This window comes from Herbaspirillum autotrophicum (assembly GCF_001189915.1).
GTDB lineage: Bacteria > Pseudomonadota > Gammaproteobacteria > Burkholderiales > Burkholderiaceae_D > Herbaspirillum > Herbaspirillum autotrophicum.
In genome coordinates this window covers 292,280-311,219 of the sequence record NZ_LFLS01000001.1, presented here as the reverse complement: position 1 = coordinate 311,219, position 18,940 = coordinate 292,280, and the positions used below count along the sequence as shown (strand labels likewise).

Annotated in this window: 16 protein-coding genes; 11 read left to right on the top strand and 5 right to left on the bottom strand. The window is 59.9% G+C overall.

Features of this window, described 5'->3' with window-relative positions:
• The first annotated feature begins 149 nt into the window (after positions 1 to 149).
• The 5 genes from AKL27_RS01350 to AKL27_RS27460 all read left to right on the top strand — a co-directional run bounded on the left by AKL27_RS01350 (position 150) and on the right by AKL27_RS27460 (position 5,341).
• The gene (locus tag AKL27_RS01350; protein ID WP_050460768.1) at positions 150 to 971 is read left to right on the top strand and encodes an SDR family oxidoreductase; all 822 of its coding nucleotides are present in this window, start codon (positions 150 to 152) and stop codon (positions 969 to 971) included.
• Between the two features lie 41 nt (positions 972 to 1,012).
• Positions 1,013 to 2,446 carry an aldehyde dehydrogenase family protein gene (locus tag AKL27_RS01345; RefSeq protein WP_050460767.1) on the top strand — a complete coding sequence of 478 codons (1,434 nt, stop codon included), beginning with the start codon at positions 1,013 to 1,015 and terminating at the stop codon, positions 2,444 to 2,446.
• 82 nt (positions 2,447 to 2,528) lie between these two features.
• Positions 2,529 to 3,287 carry an SDR family oxidoreductase gene (locus AKL27_RS01340; RefSeq protein ID WP_050460766.1) on the top strand — a complete coding sequence of 253 codons (759 nt, stop codon included), beginning with the start codon at positions 2,529 to 2,531 and terminating at the stop codon, positions 3,285 to 3,287.
• Between the two features lie 231 nt (positions 3,288 to 3,518).
• Entirely contained in the window at positions 3,519 to 4,811 is a 1,293-nt protein-coding gene (locus AKL27_RS01335; RefSeq protein ID WP_050460765.1) for an MFS transporter, read from the top strand.
• 365 nt (positions 4,812 to 5,176) lie between these two features.
• Positions 5,177 to 5,341: a hypothetical protein gene (locus tag AKL27_RS27460; RefSeq protein ID WP_157056740.1), complete on the top strand. Its 165-nt coding sequence runs from the start codon at positions 5,177 to 5,179 to the stop codon at positions 5,339 to 5,341.
• 167 nt (positions 5,342 to 5,508) lie between these two features.
• On the opposite strand, the gene AKL27_RS01330 is transcribed toward AKL27_RS27460, so the two are convergent.
• From AKL27_RS01330 to AKL27_RS01315, 4 genes are read right to left on the bottom strand one after another with little or no spacing between them, the layout of a single operon-like run.
• Entirely contained in the window at positions 5,509 to 6,246 is a 738-nt protein-coding gene (locus AKL27_RS01330) for an ABC transporter ATP-binding protein (RefSeq protein WP_232310856.1), read from the bottom strand.
• Positions 6,203 to 6,961, bottom strand: coding sequence for an ABC transporter ATP-binding protein (locus AKL27_RS01325; protein WP_050460764.1), 759 nt, complete (start codon positions 6,959 to 6,961; stop codon positions 6,203 to 6,205). Before AKL27_RS01325 ends, AKL27_RS01330 begins: the two co-directional genes overlap by 44 nt.
• On the bottom strand, positions 6,958 to 8,199 hold the full coding sequence (locus AKL27_RS01320; protein ID WP_083438775.1) for a branched-chain amino acid ABC transporter permease: 1,242 nt from the start codon (positions 8,197 to 8,199) through the stop codon (positions 6,958 to 6,960). The genes AKL27_RS01325 and AKL27_RS01320 overlap by 4 nt, the downstream gene beginning before the upstream one ends.
• Before the next feature lies 1 nt (position 8,200).
• Positions 8,201 to 9,148: a branched-chain amino acid ABC transporter permease gene (locus AKL27_RS01315; RefSeq protein ID WP_050460763.1), complete on the bottom strand. Its 948-nt coding sequence runs from the start codon at positions 9,146 to 9,148 to the stop codon at positions 8,201 to 8,203.
• Positions 9,149 to 9,319: 171 nt separating this feature from the next.
• On the opposite strand from AKL27_RS01315, the gene AKL27_RS01310 reads away from it, so the two are divergent.
• The 6 genes from AKL27_RS01310 (at position 9,320) to AKL27_RS01285 (ending at position 14,680) form a co-directional block, all read left to right on the top strand.
• Entirely contained in the window at positions 9,320 to 10,807 is a 1,488-nt protein-coding gene (locus AKL27_RS01310) for a protein adenylyltransferase SelO (protein WP_050460762.1), read from the top strand.
• Between the two features lie 55 nt (positions 10,808 to 10,862).
• Entirely contained in the window at positions 10,863 to 11,261 is a 399-nt protein-coding gene (gene msrB / locus AKL27_RS01305) for a peptide-methionine (R)-S-oxide reductase MsrB (protein ID WP_050460761.1), read from the top strand.
• Positions 11,262 to 11,283: 22 nt separating this feature from the next.
• Complete coding sequence (locus AKL27_RS01300) at positions 11,284 to 11,904, top strand: septation protein A (RefSeq protein WP_050460760.1); 621 nt, start codon at positions 11,284 to 11,286, stop codon at positions 11,902 to 11,904.
• The gene (locus AKL27_RS01295) at positions 11,901 to 12,176 is read left to right on the top strand and encodes a BolA family protein (protein WP_050460759.1); all 276 of its coding nucleotides are present in this window, start codon (positions 11,901 to 11,903) and stop codon (positions 12,174 to 12,176) included. The genes AKL27_RS01300 and AKL27_RS01295 overlap by 4 nt, the downstream gene beginning before the upstream one ends.
• 69 nt (positions 12,177 to 12,245) lie before the next feature.
• On the top strand, positions 12,246 to 13,022 hold the full coding sequence (locus AKL27_RS01290) for a peptidylprolyl isomerase (protein WP_050460758.1): 777 nt from the start codon (positions 12,246 to 12,248) through the stop codon (positions 13,020 to 13,022).
• A gap of 338 nt (positions 13,023 to 13,360) precedes the next feature.
• Positions 13,361 to 14,680, top strand: coding sequence for a PA0069 family radical SAM protein (locus AKL27_RS01285; protein WP_050460757.1), 1,320 nt, complete (start codon positions 13,361 to 13,363; stop codon positions 14,678 to 14,680).
• A 58-nt stretch (positions 14,681 to 14,738) separates the two neighbouring features.
• Here the strand turns inward: AKL27_RS01285 and purL are convergent, their stop codons facing one another.
• Complete coding sequence (gene purL / locus AKL27_RS01280; protein ID WP_050460756.1) at positions 14,739 to 18,758, bottom strand: phosphoribosylformylglycinamidine synthase; 4,020 nt, start codon at positions 18,756 to 18,758, stop codon at positions 14,739 to 14,741.
• Positions 18,759 to 18,940: the final 182 nt, after the last annotated feature.

Below are 18,940 nucleotides of genomic sequence, written 5' to 3'. Positions count from 1 at the left end.
GCTACTTTAGATTGGCGCAGATCAGAAGCCGCGAAAAAACACGACGGCCACCGCCTCATGACAGGAGACAGCAGTTCCATGGAATCGACGCCACCCTCAGCAGCCCGTGCAATGCTAATGTCGCGTCTTTGCCCCGAACTGGAACAGACATGACTCAAGCGCATCAACCCTCGTCTCAACCCGATCTGCAGCCTTATTTGCAACCTTATTTGCAGCATTTCTCGCTGTCCGGAAAAGTCGCCCTCGTCACCGGCGCTGCGCGCGATATCGGTTTGTGTATTGCCCAGGCCATGGCCGGCTGCGGCGCTCACGTGATCCTGAATGGCCGCGACCGGACTACGCTTGATGCCGCCGTCAATACCATCACCGCGCAAGGCTTGTCGGCCAGCGCCATGGCGTTCGACGTCACCGATAACAATGCCGTCAAGGCCGCGTTCAGCAGCATCGGGCAACAGTACGGCCGGCTCGACATTCTGGTCAACAATGCCGGCCTGCGTCACCGCAAGCCGCTGCTGGAATTCAGCGATGACGAAATCCACGCCATGCTCGACATCAATCTGGTGGCCGGTTACATCCTGTCGCGCGAAGCCGCGCGCATCATGCTGCCGCAAGCCAGCGGCCGCCTGATCACGGTGACCTCGATTGCGGGCCAGATCGCGCGTTCCGGCGATGCCGTCTACACCGGCGCCAAACAAGGTTTGACCGGCATGATGCGGGCGCTGGCTGCCGAGTATGGCCCGCACGGCATCACCAGCAACGCGATTGCACCGGGCGGCGTCGCCACCGATGCCAATGCGGCCTCCATTGCCGATCCCAAGATCAATGCCCACTTCGCCACCCGCACGCCGCTGGGACGCTGGGCGCGTCCCGATGAAATCGCCGGTGCGGCCGTATTTCTGGCATCCAATGCCGCCTCCTACGTCAACGGCCACGTGCTGTACGTCGATGGCGGCATGTCGATTGCCATGTAGCGCTCTTCCCTCTCCAACCTTCTTGTGAACAGGCCAGCAACATGAAACAGCACTTCATCAACAACCGCCACGTGGCGCCGTCTTCCGGTGAAAGCATCGCCGTGATTGACCCCTCCGATGGCCAGACCTTCGACGCACTGGCACGCGGCAACGCGGCCGACATCGACCTCGCCGTCGCTGCCGCCCGCCGCGCCTATGAAGGTGCATGGAGCCGCCTGAGCGCCGCCGAACGCGGTCGCCTGCTGATGAAATTGTCACTCAAACTGCAAGAGCATCATGAAGAGCTGGCGCAACTGGAAGCCCGCGATTGCGGCAAACCGTTCAAACAAGCGCGCGCCGACGCCACCGCCATCGCCCGCTATTTCGAGTTCTATGCCGGCGCCGCCGATAAATTCCATGGCGACACCATTCCGTATCAGGCCGGCTATACCGTCATGACCTTGCGCGAACCGCATGGCGTGACGGCGCATATCGTGCCGTGGAATTATCCGATGCAGATTTTCGGTCGCTGCGTCGGCGGCGCCCTGGCAGCCGGCAATACCTGTGTCGTCAAACCGGCCGAAGATGCCTGCCTGTCGCTGTTGCGCGTGGCCGAACTGGCCGCTGAAGTTGGCTTTCCTGAAGGCGTCATCAATATCGTCACCGGCTACGGTCATGAAGCCGGCGACCTGCTGATCAAACATCCCGACGTCAATCACGTGTCCTTCACCGGCTCGCCCAATGTCGGCAAGATCGTGGTGCGCGCCGCCGCCGAAAACCATACGCCGGTGACGCTGGAACTCGGCGGCAAGTCGCCGCAGATCGTGTTTGCCGATGCCGACATGGACGCCATGCTGCCGGTGATCGTCAATGCCATCGTGCAAAACTCGGGCCAGACCTGCTCCGCCGGCAGCCGCTTGCTGATCCAGCGTGCCGCCTATGAACAGGTGCTGGAACGCGTTGGTCAGGCGTTCTCCAAGCTGCGCGTCGGCTCCGCCGCCATGGATCTGGATTGCGGTCCGCTGATCCGCAAGACGCAACAAGAACGGGTTGCCGGTTTCCTGCGCGACGCGGCCGCCGACAACATTCCGGTAGTGGCGCAAGGACAGATTGCCGACGGCGCGCCGGCCGGCGGTTTTTATCAGGCCCCGACACTGTTGCGCGATGTGCCGTTCCAGCATCGGCTGGCCCAGGAAGAAGTATTCGGCCCGGTACTGTCTGCCATGCCTTTCGAGGATGAAGCCGACGCCATCCGCCTCGCCAACAGCACCGATTTCGGTCTGGTCGCCAGCGTCTGGACCCGCGATGGCGGGCGCCAGATGCGTATCGCCCGGGCCGTGCGCAGCGGTCAGGTCTTCATCAACAATTACGGTGCCGGCGGCGGTGTCGAATTGCCGTTCGGCGGCGTCAAGGCCAGCGGCCACGGGCGCGAAAAAGGCTTTGAGGCGCTGTACGGCTTTACCGTCCTCAAGACCATCGCCATCAAGCACGATTAATGCTGCACCACTGAACACTCTCGATATCATCCGCCGGCGCGACACTGCGTCAGCCCGGCATTCACTCATCACAGGAGAAGACATGCGTTTGAAAGACAAAGTAGCAATCGTGACCGGCGGCGGTTCCGGCTTCGGCGAAGGCATTGCCAAGGCATATGCCCGCGAAGGCGCCAGCGTGATGGTGGCTGACATCGGCGAAACCGGCGGCCATCGCGTGGTCAAGGAAATCAACGAGGCCGGCGGCAAGGCGCGTTTCTTCCGCACCGACGTCTCGCGCAGCGGCGATGTCAATGCCTTGCTGGCCGCGACGCTGGAAGCCTTTGGCGGCCTGCATATCGTGGTCAACAACGCCGGCACCACCCACCGCAACCGGCCGATGCTGGAAGTCAGCGAAGAAGAGTTTGACCGCGTGTACGCCATCAACGTCAAGAGCATCTTCCTCAGCGCCCACACGTTTGTGCCGCATTTCCGCAAGGTCGGCGGCGGCGCCTTCATCAATATCGCCTCCACTGCCGGCATCCGTCCGCGTCCGGGTCTGACCTGGTACAACGGCAGCAAGGGAGCCGTGATCACCACCAGCAAATCGATGGCGGCCGAACTCGGCCCGGACAATATCCGCGTCAATTGCGTCAACCCGGTGATCTCGGCGACCGGCTTGCTGAGCGAATTCATGGGCGTGCCGGATACCCCGGAAAACCGCAAGAAATTCACGGCGACGATTCCGCTGGGACGCTTCTCGACCCCCGACGATATTGCCAACGCCTGCCTGTATCTGGGCTCGGACGAAGCGGCCTTCATTACCGGCGCCTGCCTCGAAGTCGATGGCGGTCGCTGCGTATAAAAACCGTCCGAAAGTGGCGTTGAAACAGCGCCGGTGCCTGCGCAAAAACCGGCATTGACTTCGCAACGCCAAGCGCTACAATGCTGCACCGCGAAAAATTTCCATGCAGTCTGCACGAGGCACGGCGTTTTCGCACAAAGCAGACCCGGCTTGATCCGGGTCTGTTTTCAACCAATAAGAACAGCCGTACCGGCGCCGCATTCCGACGTCCGGATTAACCTGGAGTGAGACATGTCGCAACATCCTGCCAGTACCCCGTCATTTGAAGAAGCCACCTTTTCCAAGGTAACGTGGCGTTTGCTGCCACTGCTGTTCCTTTGCTATGTTGCCTCTTATCTGGACCGCGTCAACGTCGGCTTTGCCAAACTGCAAATGCTGGCCGACCTCAAGTTCAGCGAAACCGTGTACGGCCTTGGCGCCGGTATCTTTTTCATCGGTTATTTCATTTTCGAAGTCCCCAGCAACATCATCTTGCACAAGGTCGGTGCCCGGCTCTGGATCGCCCGCATCATGATCACCTGGGGCATCATTTCCGGCGCCATGATTTACGTCACCACGCCGGAAATGTTTTATGTCATGCGTTTCCTGCTGGGCGTGGCCGAAGCCGGCTTCTTCCCGGGCGTGATTCTGTACCTGACTTACTGGTATCCGTCGCACCGGCGCGGCAAGATCACGGCGCTGTTCATGACCGGGATTGCCTTGTCGGGCGTCATCGGCGGCCCGCTGTCGGGCTGGATCATGCACTCCATGCCGGGCGTCTACGGCATGAGCGGCTGGCAGTGGATGTTCATTCTGGAAGCGATTCCTTCGCTGGTACTGGGCGTGGTCATCATTTTCTACATGAAAGACCGCATCCGTGACGCCGACTGGCTGAGCGAAACCGAAAAGCAATTGCTGGAATCCCAGATCAAGGCCGAAGCCAGCCAAAAACAAGAAACCTCGATGGGCCAGATGTTTGCCAATCCCAAGGTATGGCTGAGCGCGCTGATCTATTTCTGTTTCGTCATGGGCCTGTATGGCGTCAGCTTCTGGTTGCCGACCATCATCAAGACCACCGGCGTCACCGATCCGCTCAACATCGGCTTGCTGACGGCGATTCCGTATGCCTTCGCCGCCGTCGCCATGGTGCTGGTGGGGCGCAGCGCCGACAAGCATCGCGAACGCCGCTGGCACGTCGCCATTCCGGCTTTCCTCGGCGCCATCGGCCTGCTGCTGAGCACCATGTATGACCACAACACCATCGTCGCCATGGCGGCATTGACGCTGGCCACCATCGGCATCATGACCACCCTGCCGCTGTTCTGGAGTCTGCCGACGGCATTCCTGGGCGGTGCGGCGGCCGCTGCCGGCATCGCCCTGATCAATTCGCTCGGCAATCTGGCCGGTTTTGTCAGCCCGTATCTGGTGGGCTGGCTCAAAGATGCCACCCAAAGCACCAACTCCGGCATGTATGTGCTGGCAGCATCGCTGGTGCTGGGCGGCTTGCTGACACTGACGGTGCCAGCGCGACTGGTCAACAAGTAATCAACCACGCCTTTTGCATGAGGTCATGGCCGCGCCCGCTGCCATGACCGGCTGACTGCACTTCTGCCCGGCCAGCAATCTCCTCCGTGGCAACGCCCGCTTCCCACGATTTCCGTCCTTGCTCATCGAGCCGTTGCAGCAGTTTGTCGCATACCGTCGCCCCGCCATCACGTTTTTTTCAGATCAAAGCCCCTACTTTCTCTTGGCCCTCGCCATATTTGATGCAGGGAATTGCGTGCGGAAGAAGGAAGACAAAACGGGGATAGTTCAATATACATCGCCGGCCAAAATACTTATCGTTACTTCACTGCCAGACAACACCGGCAGTGCCCCTCCGTTATGCAACTTTTACCTGGGAGTTTGCCATGAAAGCACTGAATAGCACCGAACTGAGCAATGTCGCCGGCGGTTTTTGCTGCCTGCTGCAACTTCTGCACATCTTCAAGCCAGCGGCGCCGGCATGTCTGCCGCCAAAGCCACCGACCTGCGAACCGCCCCCGCCACTTGACGGCGGTGACGACCGCTGCTAAGGCCTAACCAATGCTGACGACCGGGAATGTCGCGACACTCCCGGCCGAACAACAGCATGCATGGCGGCACCTGCCGCCATGTGCAAAATCCGTGCAATCGTAAATTTTTCTTTACCGCTGGCGACAGGCAGGGATACCGCATTCGCTATCTTTGACAGATACTGGTATCAGATTTCCAGCCACTCGCTGCGCAGCGCGCGATTCTCTTGCAACTGCTGCGGCGTGCCGTCGAACACCACCGCGCCATGCCCCATGACATACAGTCGCTGCGAAATATCCAGCGCAATGGTTTGTTTCTGTTCGATCAGCAACACGGCAATACCGCGCCCGCGCAAGGCTTGCAGATAACCGGCCACCAGCTCCACCATCTGCGGCGACAAGCCTTCGGTCGGCTCATCGATCAGGATCAGATCCGGATTCCCCATCAGTGAACGCGACAGGCTCAGCATTTGCTGCTCACCGCCCGACAACAGACCGGCCGCCACAGCGCGCCGCTTCTCCAGTTGCGGAAACATGCGGTACATGTCGGCCGCAGTCCATGCTGCCGGCTGATGACTGCGCCGGCGTTGCTGACCGAGCAGCAGATTTTGCGCCACCGTCAGCCCCGGAAACACATCGCGGCTTTCCGGCACATAGGCAATGCCGCGGCGGGCAATATCGAAGGTTTTCAAACCCGCCATCGGTTCATTGCGAAAGCGGATACTACCTTCGGTTTGCAACTGCCCCATGATGGCCTTGAGCAAGGTCGAACGACCGACGCCATTGCGCCCCAGCACACTGACGATTTCACCGGCATCGACCCGCAACGACACGCCATGCAAGACGTGACTCTGGCCGTAATACGCGTGGAGGTTGTCGATCTCAAGCAACATGGCCGGGACGATGCAGATAAATACGTTGAACATCAGGATTGGCGCGAATCGCGGCGACACTGTCGCAGGCAATCACGACGCCGTCGGCCATCACCGCAATACGATCAGCCAGACCGAACACCACGTCCATGTCATGCTCGACCATCAGCAGCGTCTTGCCGGCGGTGACCTGGCGAATCAGCTCGACCATGGCCGCCGATTCGGCGCGGTTCATGCCGGCGGTCGGTTCATCCAGCAAAATCACTTCGGCACCGGCGGCAATCGTGATGCCGACTTCCAGGGCGCGTTGTTCGGCATAGGTCAGCAAGCCGGCCAGCACATCGCGTCTTGCCGACAAGCCGATCTGCGCCAGTACCGCCTCGGCCTGATCGCGGGCGTCGCGCAAGCGATGCAGCCGATGCCAGAAGGAATAGCGATAGCCCAGTTGCCACAGCAGCGCGCAGCGGATATTTTCAAAGGCGCTCAGGTTGTTGAACAGACTGGAAATCTGAAAGCTGCGCGCCAGGCCACGGCGGTTGATCTGAAACGGCGTCAGGCCGTCGATCCGTTCGCCATGCAAGCGCACGGTGCCGGCGTCGGCGGCAAGACGTCCCGAAATCAGATTGAACAGGGTCGATTTGCCGGCGCCGTTGGGACCGATCAGAGCGCAGCGCTGCCCTGCGGCAATCTGCAGATCGACGCCGCAAATGGTGTCGGTTTGCCCAAAACGCTTGCGCAACGCGCTGACTTCCAGTGCCGCAATCGTCATGTCTGCTCCCGCTGCTTACCGGCTTGCAACGCCCGTGCGCTGGCACGCATGAAGCGTGGCCGCAGCCATAACATGCCGCTCAGTCCGATCACGATGGCGGCGCCAGCCGCCAGCCAGACTGACGCGCCGGCAGTGGCGATGGCGGCGTCCTGATCTTGCCGGTACCACAACTCCACCACGGCGACGCAGCCAGCCAGCAACAGTGCGGCACAGACGCTGATCGCCAGCAATTGCCTCCAGACCTGACGCCAGCCGCCACGCAAGATGGCGACACCCGACACCAGTAATTGCGCCATGCCGCCGGGGGCAAACATGACGATCAGAATGAAAAAGGCGCCAAGATAAAACTGCCAGGCCTTGGTATAGGTCGACAGCAATACCGAGAACAGGACGCCGATGACGGCGCCGATGACCGGCCCGAAAAAGAAGCCGGTACCGCCGATGAAGGTGAACAATAAAATCGTGCCGGAACGCAAGGCACCGACATTTTCGGCGCTGACGATTTCGAAATTGATGGCGCTCAGACCGCCGGCAATGCCGGCAAAGAAGGCCGACAGGATCAGGGTCAGATAGCGCACCTTTTGCGGGTCGTAGCCGACAAAGGCGGCCCGTTCCGGATTGTCGCGCACGGCGTTGAGCATGCGCCCCAGCGGCGTATGGGTGAAGGCATACATGGCGGCGGTACCCAGCAACAACCAGAAGGCAATCAGGTAATACACCTCGATCTGCGGTCCGTAACTGATCCCCAGTACCGGCGCGCCCGCCACGCGATTGCCGGCAATCCCGCCCTCGCCGCCAAAAAAACCCGGAAACATCAAGGCGCACGCCGAGACCAGTTCCACCATGCCCAGCGTGATCATGGCAAAGGTGGTGCCGGCGCGGCGCGTAGTGACGTAACCGAACAGCATGCCGAAGCCCATGCCGGCCACGCCGCCGACCAGCGGAATCAGCGTCACCGGCAACAGCAGGCTGCCGTCGCTGACGCGATTGAGGGCGTGAATCGCCACGAACGCGCCGAGTCCCGAATACACCGCATGACCGAATGACAGCATGCCGCCCTGACCCAGCAGCATGTTGCAGGACAGGCCCAGCAAGATCATGGTGCCCATCTGCGACAGCAAGGACAGCGAGGCGTTTTGCCGGAACAGCAACGGCGCGGTCAGCAGCACCAGTACATAGGCAGCCCAGCACCAGCTGCGGTTTGACGGTGACGTTAGCAATGACAATGGCCGCTTCATCTCAACCCTCGCGCGTGCCCATCAAACCCTTGGGTCTGACGATCAGCATCACGATCAGCAACAGATACGGCAAGATCGGCGCCACCTGAGCGATGCTCAAACCAAGCAGCGCTTGCAGGGGTGCGCCCGGATCGATGGTGACGCCCAGTGTCGCCAGCACGGAAGCCGGCGAATAGTCGAGAGCGACGGCAAAGGTTTGCGCCAGGCCGATCAGCATCGAGGCAATGAACGCGCCGGCCAGCGAACCGAGACCGCCGACGATCACTACCACGAAGATGATGCTGCCGACCGCCCCCGCCATGCCCGGCTCGGTGACAAAGGCATTGCCGCCGATGACTCCGGCCAGCGCCGCCAGCGCGCAACCGCCGCCAAATACCAGCATGAAGACGCGCGGCACATTATGGCCCAGCGCTTCAGCCATCTGCGGATGCGTCAGCGCGGCCTGAATCGTGAGACCGATGCGGGTATGCCGCAACAGTGCGTAAATCGCCACCAGCATGCAGGCCGCGACCAGCAGCATGAAGCCGCGATACACCGGGAAGGTAGTGGAATACAAGGTAAACAAAGTACCGTCCAGTTCCGGCGGAATCCGGTATGGCACCGGGGCCCGGCCCCAGATCAGTTGCACCACTTCGACCACCATATAGGACAAGCCGAAGGTAAACAGCAATTCAGGAATGTGGCCGTAACGATGCACGATGCGCAAGCCGTAATGCTCGATCAGCGCCCCGAGCGCGCCGATCAGTAATGGCGCCAGCACCAGCGCTGGCCAGAAACCGAGCACGCTGCTGATGGCATAGGCGGCGTAAGCGCCGAGCATGTAGAAACTGGCATGGGCGAAATTGGGCACACCCATCATGCTGTAAATCAGCGTCAGGCCGGACGACAGCATGAACAGCAAGAAGCCGTAACTGAGTCCGTTGAGAAAAGTGATCAGTGCAAATTCCAAATTCAGCCTTGATATGTAGCCGTAATGCAGCCATGACGCAGCCGTGATACCGCCGGGCTGGCGGCCGGCGCGAATTGATAAAACAGCGCGATGCTATGGGATATCCGGTTCTCTGTCAAAATGCGGTTTATTCCCGTCACCTTGCCCGCTACCTCTCCAGTTACCACATCCATGACCGCACCTTTGACTACGGCCCGGCCGCTGGCGGCGCTGACATTCAGCAACGCCTTCGCCACGCTGCCGCCGGCATTTTATACGCATCTGCAACCCACTCCGCTGCCCGCGCCTTATCTGGTGGCAGTCAGCGCACCGGCAGCGGCGCTGATCGGGCTCGACAGCAACGACAGCAGCGCCGCGCTGGTCGATATTCTGAGCGGCAACAGTATTGCCGCAGGCTCGCGTCCGCTGGCCGCAGTCTATTCAGGACATCAGTTCGGGGTATGGGCCGGCCAATTGGGTGACGGCCGCGCCATTTTACTCGGAGACCTGCCGGCCCGCGATGGCGGCCGCATGGAGCTGCAATTGAAAGGCGCCGGGCAAACCCCGTATTCGCGCATGGGTGACGGCCGCGCCGTCTTGCGCTCTTCGATCCGCGAATTCCTGTGCTCGGAAGCCATGGCCGCGCTCGGCATTCCCACTACCCGGGCCTTGGGCCTCACCGGCTCGGACAAGCTGGTCATGCGCGAAACGCCGGAAAGTACCGCCGTGGTCACCCGCATGGCGCCCAGCTTCATCCGTTTCGGCTCATTCGAGCATTGGTATTACAACCAGCGGCACGATGAACTGAAATTGCTGGCCGACAATGTGCTTGCCAATTTTTATCCGCAACTGCTGAGCACCGACAATCCGTATCAGGCGCTGCTGACGGAAGTGACCCGCCGTACCGCACGGCTGGTGGCACAGTGGCAGGCGGTCGGTTTCATGCACGGCGTACTCAATACCGACAATATGTCGATCCTCGGCCTGACGCTGGATTACGGTCCGTTCGGCTTCATGGAAGCATTCGACGCCAAGCATATCTGCAACCATACCGACCAGCAGGGACGCTACTCATACCAGATGCAGCCGCGCATCGGTCAATGGAATTGCTTTGCCCTCGGGCAAGCCATGCTGCCGCTGATCGGCAGCGTGGAAGCGACCGAAGCCGCGCTGGCCGGCTATGATGCCGAATACACGCTGGCTTACGAGCGCTTGCTGCACGCCAAACTCGGTTTGCAGCAAACCCTGCCGGGTGACGAGGCCCTGATTGACGGCCTGTTCGCCATCATGCAAAGCAGCCATGTCGACTTCACCCTGCTGTTCCGCAGCCTCGGCAATCTGCAACTGGCCGCGCCCGAACACGATGCGCCGGTCCGCGATCTGTTCATCGAGCGCCCGGCCTTCGACGCCTGGGCGGTGCAATACCGGGCCCGCCTGCAACAGGAAAACAGTGTCGATGCCACACGGAAACTTGCAATGGACAAAGTGAACCCCAAATACGTTCTGCGCAATTATCTGGCCCAAACCGCGATTGAAAAGGCGCAAAATAAAGACTTTTCGGAGATTGCGCGCTTGCTGCAGGTATTGCAACGGCCATTCGACGAACAGCCTGAGCATGCGCACTATGCGGCGCTGCCACCGGACTGGGCCAGTCATCTGGAAGTCAGCTGTTCGTCCTGACCGGCGCACAGACCAACGCATTATCATTAATCAGCACCAGCATACGGAGCCCGTCATGAACACCAAAGTCACCAAATCAGACGCCGAATGGCGCGAACAACTGGACGCCATGGAGTACCAGGTGACCCGTCACGCCGCCACCGAGCGCGCCTTCACCGGCCGTTTCTGGGATCACCATGAAGCCGGCATCTATACTTGTGTTTGTTGCAACACCCCGCTGTTCGCCTCGGATGCCAAGTTTGATTCAGGTTGCGGCTGGCCCAGCTACTTCGAAGCACTCAATCCGGACAATGTGCGTGAGAAAGTCGACCAGAGTTATGGCATGATGCGTACCGAAATCATTTGCAATGTCTGCGATGCGCATCTGGGCCACGTATTTCCCGACGGTCCGCCGCCGACCGGATTGCGCTATTGCATCAATTCGGCATCATTGCGTTTTGATCCGACCACCTGAACCTCAACAGTAAAGAATCGCTATGAAGTTTCTGTTCGACCTCTTTCCCGTCATCCTCTTCTTTGGCGTCTTCAAGTGGGCCGAAGGCCATGCCGAAGCCGCGCAGGGGCTGGTTTCACATTATCTGTCCGGCATCATGTCGGGCGGCACGGTAGCGGTCACGCAAGCACCGATCCTGCTGGCCACGGCGGTGGCGATTCTGGCCTCGCTGGCGCAGATCGGCTGGCTGCTGGCGCGCAAGAAGAAAGTCGATGCCATGTTGTGGGTATCGCTGGCCATCATCGTCGTGTTCGGCGGCGCCACCATCTACTTCCGTGACGATACGTTCATCAAGTGGAAGCCCACCATTCTGTACTGGTGCTTTGCGCTGGCATTGCTGGTCAGTCAACTGGCCCTGAAGAAAAACCTGATCCGCTCCATGATGGAAAAGCAGATCACCCTGCCCGATCCGGTGTGGAACAAACTGAATCTGGCCTGGACCGCATTCTTTGCCGCCATGGGCGTGCTCAATCTGTACGTGGCCTTCAATTTCCCGCTCGATACCTGGGTCAACTTCAAGATGTTCGGCGGCATGGGACTGATGTTTGCCTTCGTGATCGCGCAAAGCCTGTTCTTGTCGAAACACATGAAAGACACTGAGTGAGCGCCCGCCCGGAAGCCATCCGCGAGCGCCTGCTTGCAACTTTCTCGCCGCTGGACTGTCAAGTGCTGGACGAGTCTGCACAGCATGCCGGGCATGCCGGTGCAGCATCCGGAGGCGGACATTACCGTGTGCGCCTGATATCCGCTGTTTTCGAAGGGAAAAACCGTTTAATTCGTCACCGGCTGGTGTATGATTGCCTCGCTGACATGATGCAACAGGATATTCACGCCCTCGCCATCGAGGCACTGGCGCCGTCCGAGATAAATAAATAATCGAACTGATCGAATTAATCCAATATTCTTCCGAATCATTTTCAATACCTCCAATTTTAGGATTCAATAATGACTTTTAAACCCGCTCGTTTGCTGGTGCTTTTGTTTGCCGCTGCTGCACTGCCAGTCATGGCTCAGAACCTCGCCGTCGTTAACGGCAAGGCAATTCCTTCGTCGCGCGCCGATGCGATGGTCAAGCAAATGACTTCGCAAGGCCAGCCAGACAGCCCGCAACTGCGTGCTGCGGTCAAGGAAGAGTTGATCAACCGCGAAATCCTGATGCAGGAAGCCGACAAGCAAGGCCTGGGCAACACGCCTGAAGTCAAGAACCAGCTGGAACTGGCGCGCCAGTCCATCGTGCTGCGTTCGCTGATCGGCGACTACCTGAAGAAGCATGCCGTGACCGATGCCGAAATCAAGGCTGAATACGACAAATTCAAGGCTCAGGCCGGTGACAAGGAATACCACGCCCGTCATATCCTGGTAGCCACTGAAGATGAAGCCAAGGCCATCATCGCCAAGCTCAAGGCCGGCACCAAGTTTGAAGATCTGGCCAAGCAATCGAAAGATACCGGCTCGGCAGCCAACGGCGGCGATCTGGACTGGGCAACACCAGCTTCGTTCGTGAAGCCGTTCTCCGATGCCATGGTGGCACTGAAAAAGGGTGACATCACCGAAACGCCGGTCAAGACCCAATTCGGTTACCACGTGATCAAGCTGGAAGATGTGCGTCCGGCCAAGGTCCCGACACTGGAAGAAGTGCGTCCGCAAATCGCTGAAGCGCTGCAACAGAAGAAACTGGCTGCGTATCAGGAAGAACTGCGCAAGAAAGCCAAGATTCAGTAATCACTGCCGTCAGTCGGCCGGATACGCTCCGGCCAATGACAGAAAAACGCTCGTTGCCATCGGCACCGGGCGTTTTTTTATTGCCGCGCAATCCATGCCAGCGGCAATCTGGAGGGATACCCGTTGACTGCACTCCCCCCTTGCCCGCTGCTGGCGGCACATCCGCCAGGAACCAGCACATGGGCATCGCGGCGGTGATACGGATGTTTTCATGCAGACATCCATACCGGGTTCAGGCACATTGCCAGAATGCCAAAAGAGAATTGAAACAGGGATTGCGATGCAATGGGTGATTGGGCAGAATACTGTTTTTATATACAGCATTTTCACCTCATCGCATGGCCAAGCCGCCCAACTATCCGCACGGTATCGCGGCAGCATTTCCCAAGAGCCCCGAGCCGCCAAAGGATGACGACCCGACGCTCACACCCGGGGTGTACCTGCACCGTCAGCAAGTGGCCCGCAAGGGGCGCGGCGCCGTCACCAATTTGCGCGGCCGCTATGAGACGGTGATTCGCGAGGAATTCGACGATGGCTGGCAAGCCGTTGCCTTTATGGAAACAAGCGATGACACCGGGGATCAGGTTGCCGCTGCGGAAGATCCGCAGATGACCGGAGAGTATCCCGCCAATGCAGAGAATACGGAGGCACTGCCACCGCTGAAAACCATCGTGACGACAGAACGGGCGAAATCCATCATCAGCCGCAACACGTCCCCGGACCTGCCTTTCAACCAGTCGCTCAATCCCTACCGGGGTTGTGAACACGGCTGCATCTACTGCTTCGCGCGTCCTTCGCACAGCTATCTCGGCTTGTCACCGGGGCTCGATTTCGAAAGCCGCCTGTTCGCCAAGACCAACGCTCCCGAGTTGCTGCTGCGCGAATTCGCCCGCCCTGCCTATGTGCCCGAGACCATCACCGTCGGCATCAATACCGATGCGTATCAACCGTGCGAACGCGAGTTGAAGATCACGCGCCAACTCTTGCAGATTTTCCACGATTGCCAGCATCCGGTGGCGCTGATCACCAAGTCCTCGCTGATTGAGCGTGACATCGACTTGCTGGCGCCCATGGCGGCCCGCGGGCAAGCCATTGCCGCCGTCACCATTACCACTCTCGATCCGAAAATGGCGCGCACTCTGGAGCCGCGCGCGGCCACGCCAACGCGTCGCTTGCGTGTGATCAGGACGCTCGCCGAAGCCGGCATTCCGGTGAGCGTCTCCATTGCACCGGTGATTCCGTTCGTGACCGAGCCTGATCTGGAGCGCGTGCTGGAAGCCGCCATCGAAGCCGGCGCCAGCAGTGCCGGCTACATCGTGCTGCGCTTGCCGTGGGAAGTCAGCCCGCTGTTCCGACAATGGCTGCAGGCACATTTCCCGGATCGCGCGCAACGGGTGATGAATCGCATCCAGGATATGCGCGGCGGCAAAGACTACGATGCCAGTTTCGCTACCCGCATGCACGGCACCGGAGTCTGGGCGGATCTGCTGCGACAGCGTTTCGACAACGCCTGCCGCCGGCTGGGCGTGCCCCATCGCAACCGGGAATATGCAAGACTGGATACCAGTCAGTTCCGCCGTCCGGTCAGCCTGCCATCCGCGCCAGAACAGGCCTCCGGCAAAGCAGAAAAAGCCGGCCGCCAGATGGACTTGTTCTGAAAAAAAAGGCACTCATCCGAGTGCCTTTCTGTTTATTGCCATTCAAGCCTGGTGCGGCTTAGCCAACCCACTTGCGGGCGTTGCGGAACATGCGCATCCACGGTGAATCGGCACCCCAGGTATCCGGGTGCCAGGAATGCGTGACGGTACGGAATACGCGCTCGGCATGCGGCATCAGCACGGTAAAGCGGCCATCCGGTGTCGTCACCGAGGTAATCCCTTGCGGCGAGCCGTTCGGGTTATACGGATAGGCTTCGCTGGTGACGCCCTTGTTGTCGATGTAACGCATGGCCACAATCGCCTGCGACAGATCACCGGTTTCCGAGAAGTCGGCAAAACCTTCGCCGTGGGCGGTGGCAATCGGTGCCTGGGTGCCGGCCATGCCTTGCATGAAGATCGATGGCGAATCCGCCACTTCAACCATGGCAAAACGTGCCTCGAACTGTTCCGACTTGTTGCGCGTGAACTTCGGCCATGCTTCAGCACCGGGAATGATGGACTTCAGATTGCTCATCATTTGGCAGCCGTTGCAAATGCCCAGCGAGAATGTATCGCCGCGCTGGAAGAAGTTCGAGAACTGCTCGGCCATCTTGGCGTTGAACAGAATCGTCTTGGCCCAGCCTTCGCCGGCGCCGAGTACGTCGCCGTAGGAGAAACCGCCGACGGCGATCAGTCCGGCAAAATCATCGAGACGGGCACGGCCTGAAATCAGATCGCTCATGTGCACGTCAACCGCAGCAAAGCCCGATTTGTGCATCACATAAGCAGTCTCGATGTGCGAATTGACACCCTGCTCGCGCAGGATCGCCACCTTCGGACGGGCACCGGTATTGATGAATGGCGCTGCGATATCTTCTTGCGGATCAAAGCTCAGCTTTGGCGTCATGCCCGGATCAGTGGCATCCAGCAGACGGTCGTATTCGGCATCGGCACAAGCCGGGTTGTCGCGCAGACGCGCAATGCGCCAGCTGGTTTCGCTCCACAGGCGATGCAGGCTGCTGCGCGGCTGGTTGTAAATGGTCTTGGCGTCGCGCGTGAATTCGATCACGTCACGTTCGTTGAGCTTGCCGATGATATGGCTGCAAGCGCCCAGCTGATGTGTACGCAACACATTCATGACTTCCGATTTCTGCTCGGCACGTACCTGAATCACGGCGCCCAGTTCTTCGCTGAACAGCGCGCGCAAGGTCAGTTCATTGCGACGCTCGGCAACCTGTGCGGTCCAGTTCTTGGAATCCCCCCAATCCGCAGCATGTTCGCTTTCCATGGTCAGGATATCCAGATTGACCGAAATACCGGTGCGGCCGGCAAAGGTCATTTCCGCCAGCGTGGCAAACAGGCCGCCATCGGAGCGGTCATGGTAAGCCAGCAGTTTGCCATCCTGATTCAATTCCTGGATCGCGGCGAAAAATGCCTTGACGTCGTCGGCGCTGTCGACATCGGGTGTTTCATTGCCAATCTGTTGCATGACCTGGGTCAGCGCCGAGGCGCCCATGCGGTTCTTGCCACGGCCGAGGTCGATCAGAATCAGCGCGGTATCGCCCAGATCGGTGCGCAGTTGCGGCGTCAGTGTCAGACGTACATCCTGCACCGGTGCGAACGACGACACGATCAGCGAGACCGGCGACATCACCGATTTGGCGCCGGCATCATCTTGCCAGGTGGTGCGCATCGACAGCGAATCCTTGCCGACCGGAATGCTGATGCCCAATGCCGGGCACAATTCCATGCCGACGGCCTTGACCGTATCGAACAAGGCAGCGTCCTGGCCGGGCTGACCGCAAGCAGCCATCCAGTTGGCCGACAGTTTGATGTCGGAAATATTACCGATGCGGGCGGCGGCGATATTGGTGATGGCTTCGCCGACTGCCATGCGGCCCGACGCCGCGGCATCGATGACCGCCAGCGGGGTGCGCTCGCCCATCGCCATGGCTTCGCCCAGATAACCTTCCAGGCCCATCGTGGTGACGGCACAATCGGCCACCGGCACTTGCCATGGACCGACCATCTGGTCGCGCACGGTCATGGCGCCGACGCTGCGGTCGCCAATCGTGATCAGGAATGATTTGTCGGCCACGGTCGGCAAACGCAACACGCGCTCTGCCGCCTCGACCAAACCGATACCGGTCAGATCCACCGGCGGCAAGCTGCGGCTGGCGTGCACCACGTCGCGATGCATCTTCGGCGGTTTGCCGAGCAAGACATCCATCGGCATGTCGACCGGATTGTTGTCATGCTCCGGGTCGATCAGTTTCAGTTGACGCTCTTCGGTGGCGGTACCGACCACCGCGAACAGGCAACGTTCGCGTTCGCACAGATACTGGAACAACGGCAACTGCTCCGGCGCAATTGCCAGCACATAGCGTTCCTGCGATTCATTGCTCCAGATTTCCTTGGGCGCCAGACCGCTCTCTTCCAGCGGAATCTTGCGCAGATCGAAAATCGCGCCGCGCTTGGCATCATTGGTAATTTCCGGGAAAGCGTTCGACAGACCGCCGGCGCCGACATCGTGAATCGACAGGATAGGATTGTCGTCAGCCATGGCCCAACAGGCATTGATGACTTCCTGCGCCCGCCGCTCCATTTCCGGATTGCCGCGCTGTACCGAATCGAAATCCAGATCGGCCGTATTGGCGCCGGTCGCCATCGACGACGCTGCGCTGCCGCCCATGCCGATGCGCATGCCGGGACCGCCGAGCTGAATCAGCAGGCTGCCGACCGGCAATGCATTCTTGCTGGTGTGCTTGGCCGAGATATTGCCGATCCCGCCGGCAATCATGATCGGCTTGTGATAACCCTGCACGTCGCCGCCGACATTTTGTTCGTAGGTACGGAAATAGCCGCCCAGATTGGGACGACCGAATTCGTTGTTGAAGGCAGCGCCGCCGAGCGGGCCGTCAATCATGATTTGCAAGGCCGAAGCGATGCGCTCGGGCTTGCCGTAAATACCGGATTGCGCATGCGCGGTCCTTTGCGCCGGGCTTTGCGCGACGTCGCGTGCATTTTCCCAAGGCTGCACGGCATGCGTGAGCATCAGGTTGGAGACGGTAAAACCGGTCAGGCCGGCTTTCGGCTTGGCGCCACGTCCGGTAGCGCCTTCATCGCGGATTTCGCCGCCGGCACCGGTCGATGCGCCCGGGAATGGCGAAATCGCGGTCGGGTGATTATGCGTCTCGACCTTCATCAGAATGTGGGTCAGTTCTTCCGACGCTTCATAGGCATTGCCCTTGGCTGCGCCGCGCTGATAAAAACGCGAAATGGTCGCGCCTTCGATCACCGAGGAATTGTCGCTGTAGGCGACCACGGTGCCTTGCGGATGCAATTCATGGGTATTGCGTATCATGCCGAACAGCGACTTGTCCTGCACCTGACCATCGATGGTCCAGTCGGCATTGAAAATCTTGTGACGGCAATGCTCGCTGTTGGCTTGCGCGAACATCATCAGTTCGACGTCGGTCGGATTGCGCTGCGCGCGGCTGAAAGCGGCGACCAGATAGTCGATTTCATCATCCGACAAGGCCAGGCCGAGTTCGGTATTGGCGCTTTCCAGCGCCTGCTTGCCGCCACCGAGCAAATCGATGAACGCCAACGGCTTGGCATCCAGTGTGGAAAACAGGCCGACGGCGTCCTGCGCCTGGCGCAACACCATTTCCGTCATGCGGTCGTGCAACAAGGCCACTACGGCATCGATGCTGCCGGCGTCCAGTTTTTTGACGCCGCCGAGCAAGCCGGACTTGACCTGAACCCGGTACGATACGCCGCGTTCAATGCGATGGATATGCGTCATGCCGCAGTTATGCGCGATATCGGTGGCTTTGCTGGCCCATGGCGAAATGGTGCCGAAGCGCGGAATCGTCACGAATTCATCGCCTTCTTCGCGGCCGCTGAACGGTTCGCCGTAGGTCAGCAAGCCGTTCAGTCGCGCATGGTCATCCTGCGACAGCGCGCCGGCAGCATCCACAAAGTGGACGAAGCGCCCGGTGACGCCGGTAATGGCGGCATCGACAGCTTGCAATTGAGACAACAGACGTTGGGTACGGAAGGCAGAAAGGGCATTGGAACCCGGCAGAATCAGCATGGCAGAAGGTCGAGGCAGTAGGCTGTGGATCGAGCGGCATCATTATTTGGCGATACCTGACGGCCAGACAACAGACGTCGGTAAGCTTGTGATGCGCGGAAAGCCGAATTATACCTTGACCACCCTGTCCCGGCCCACCGCTGCCGCGCAAATTTGACGATGCGCGGCCCGGTTGCGGCAGT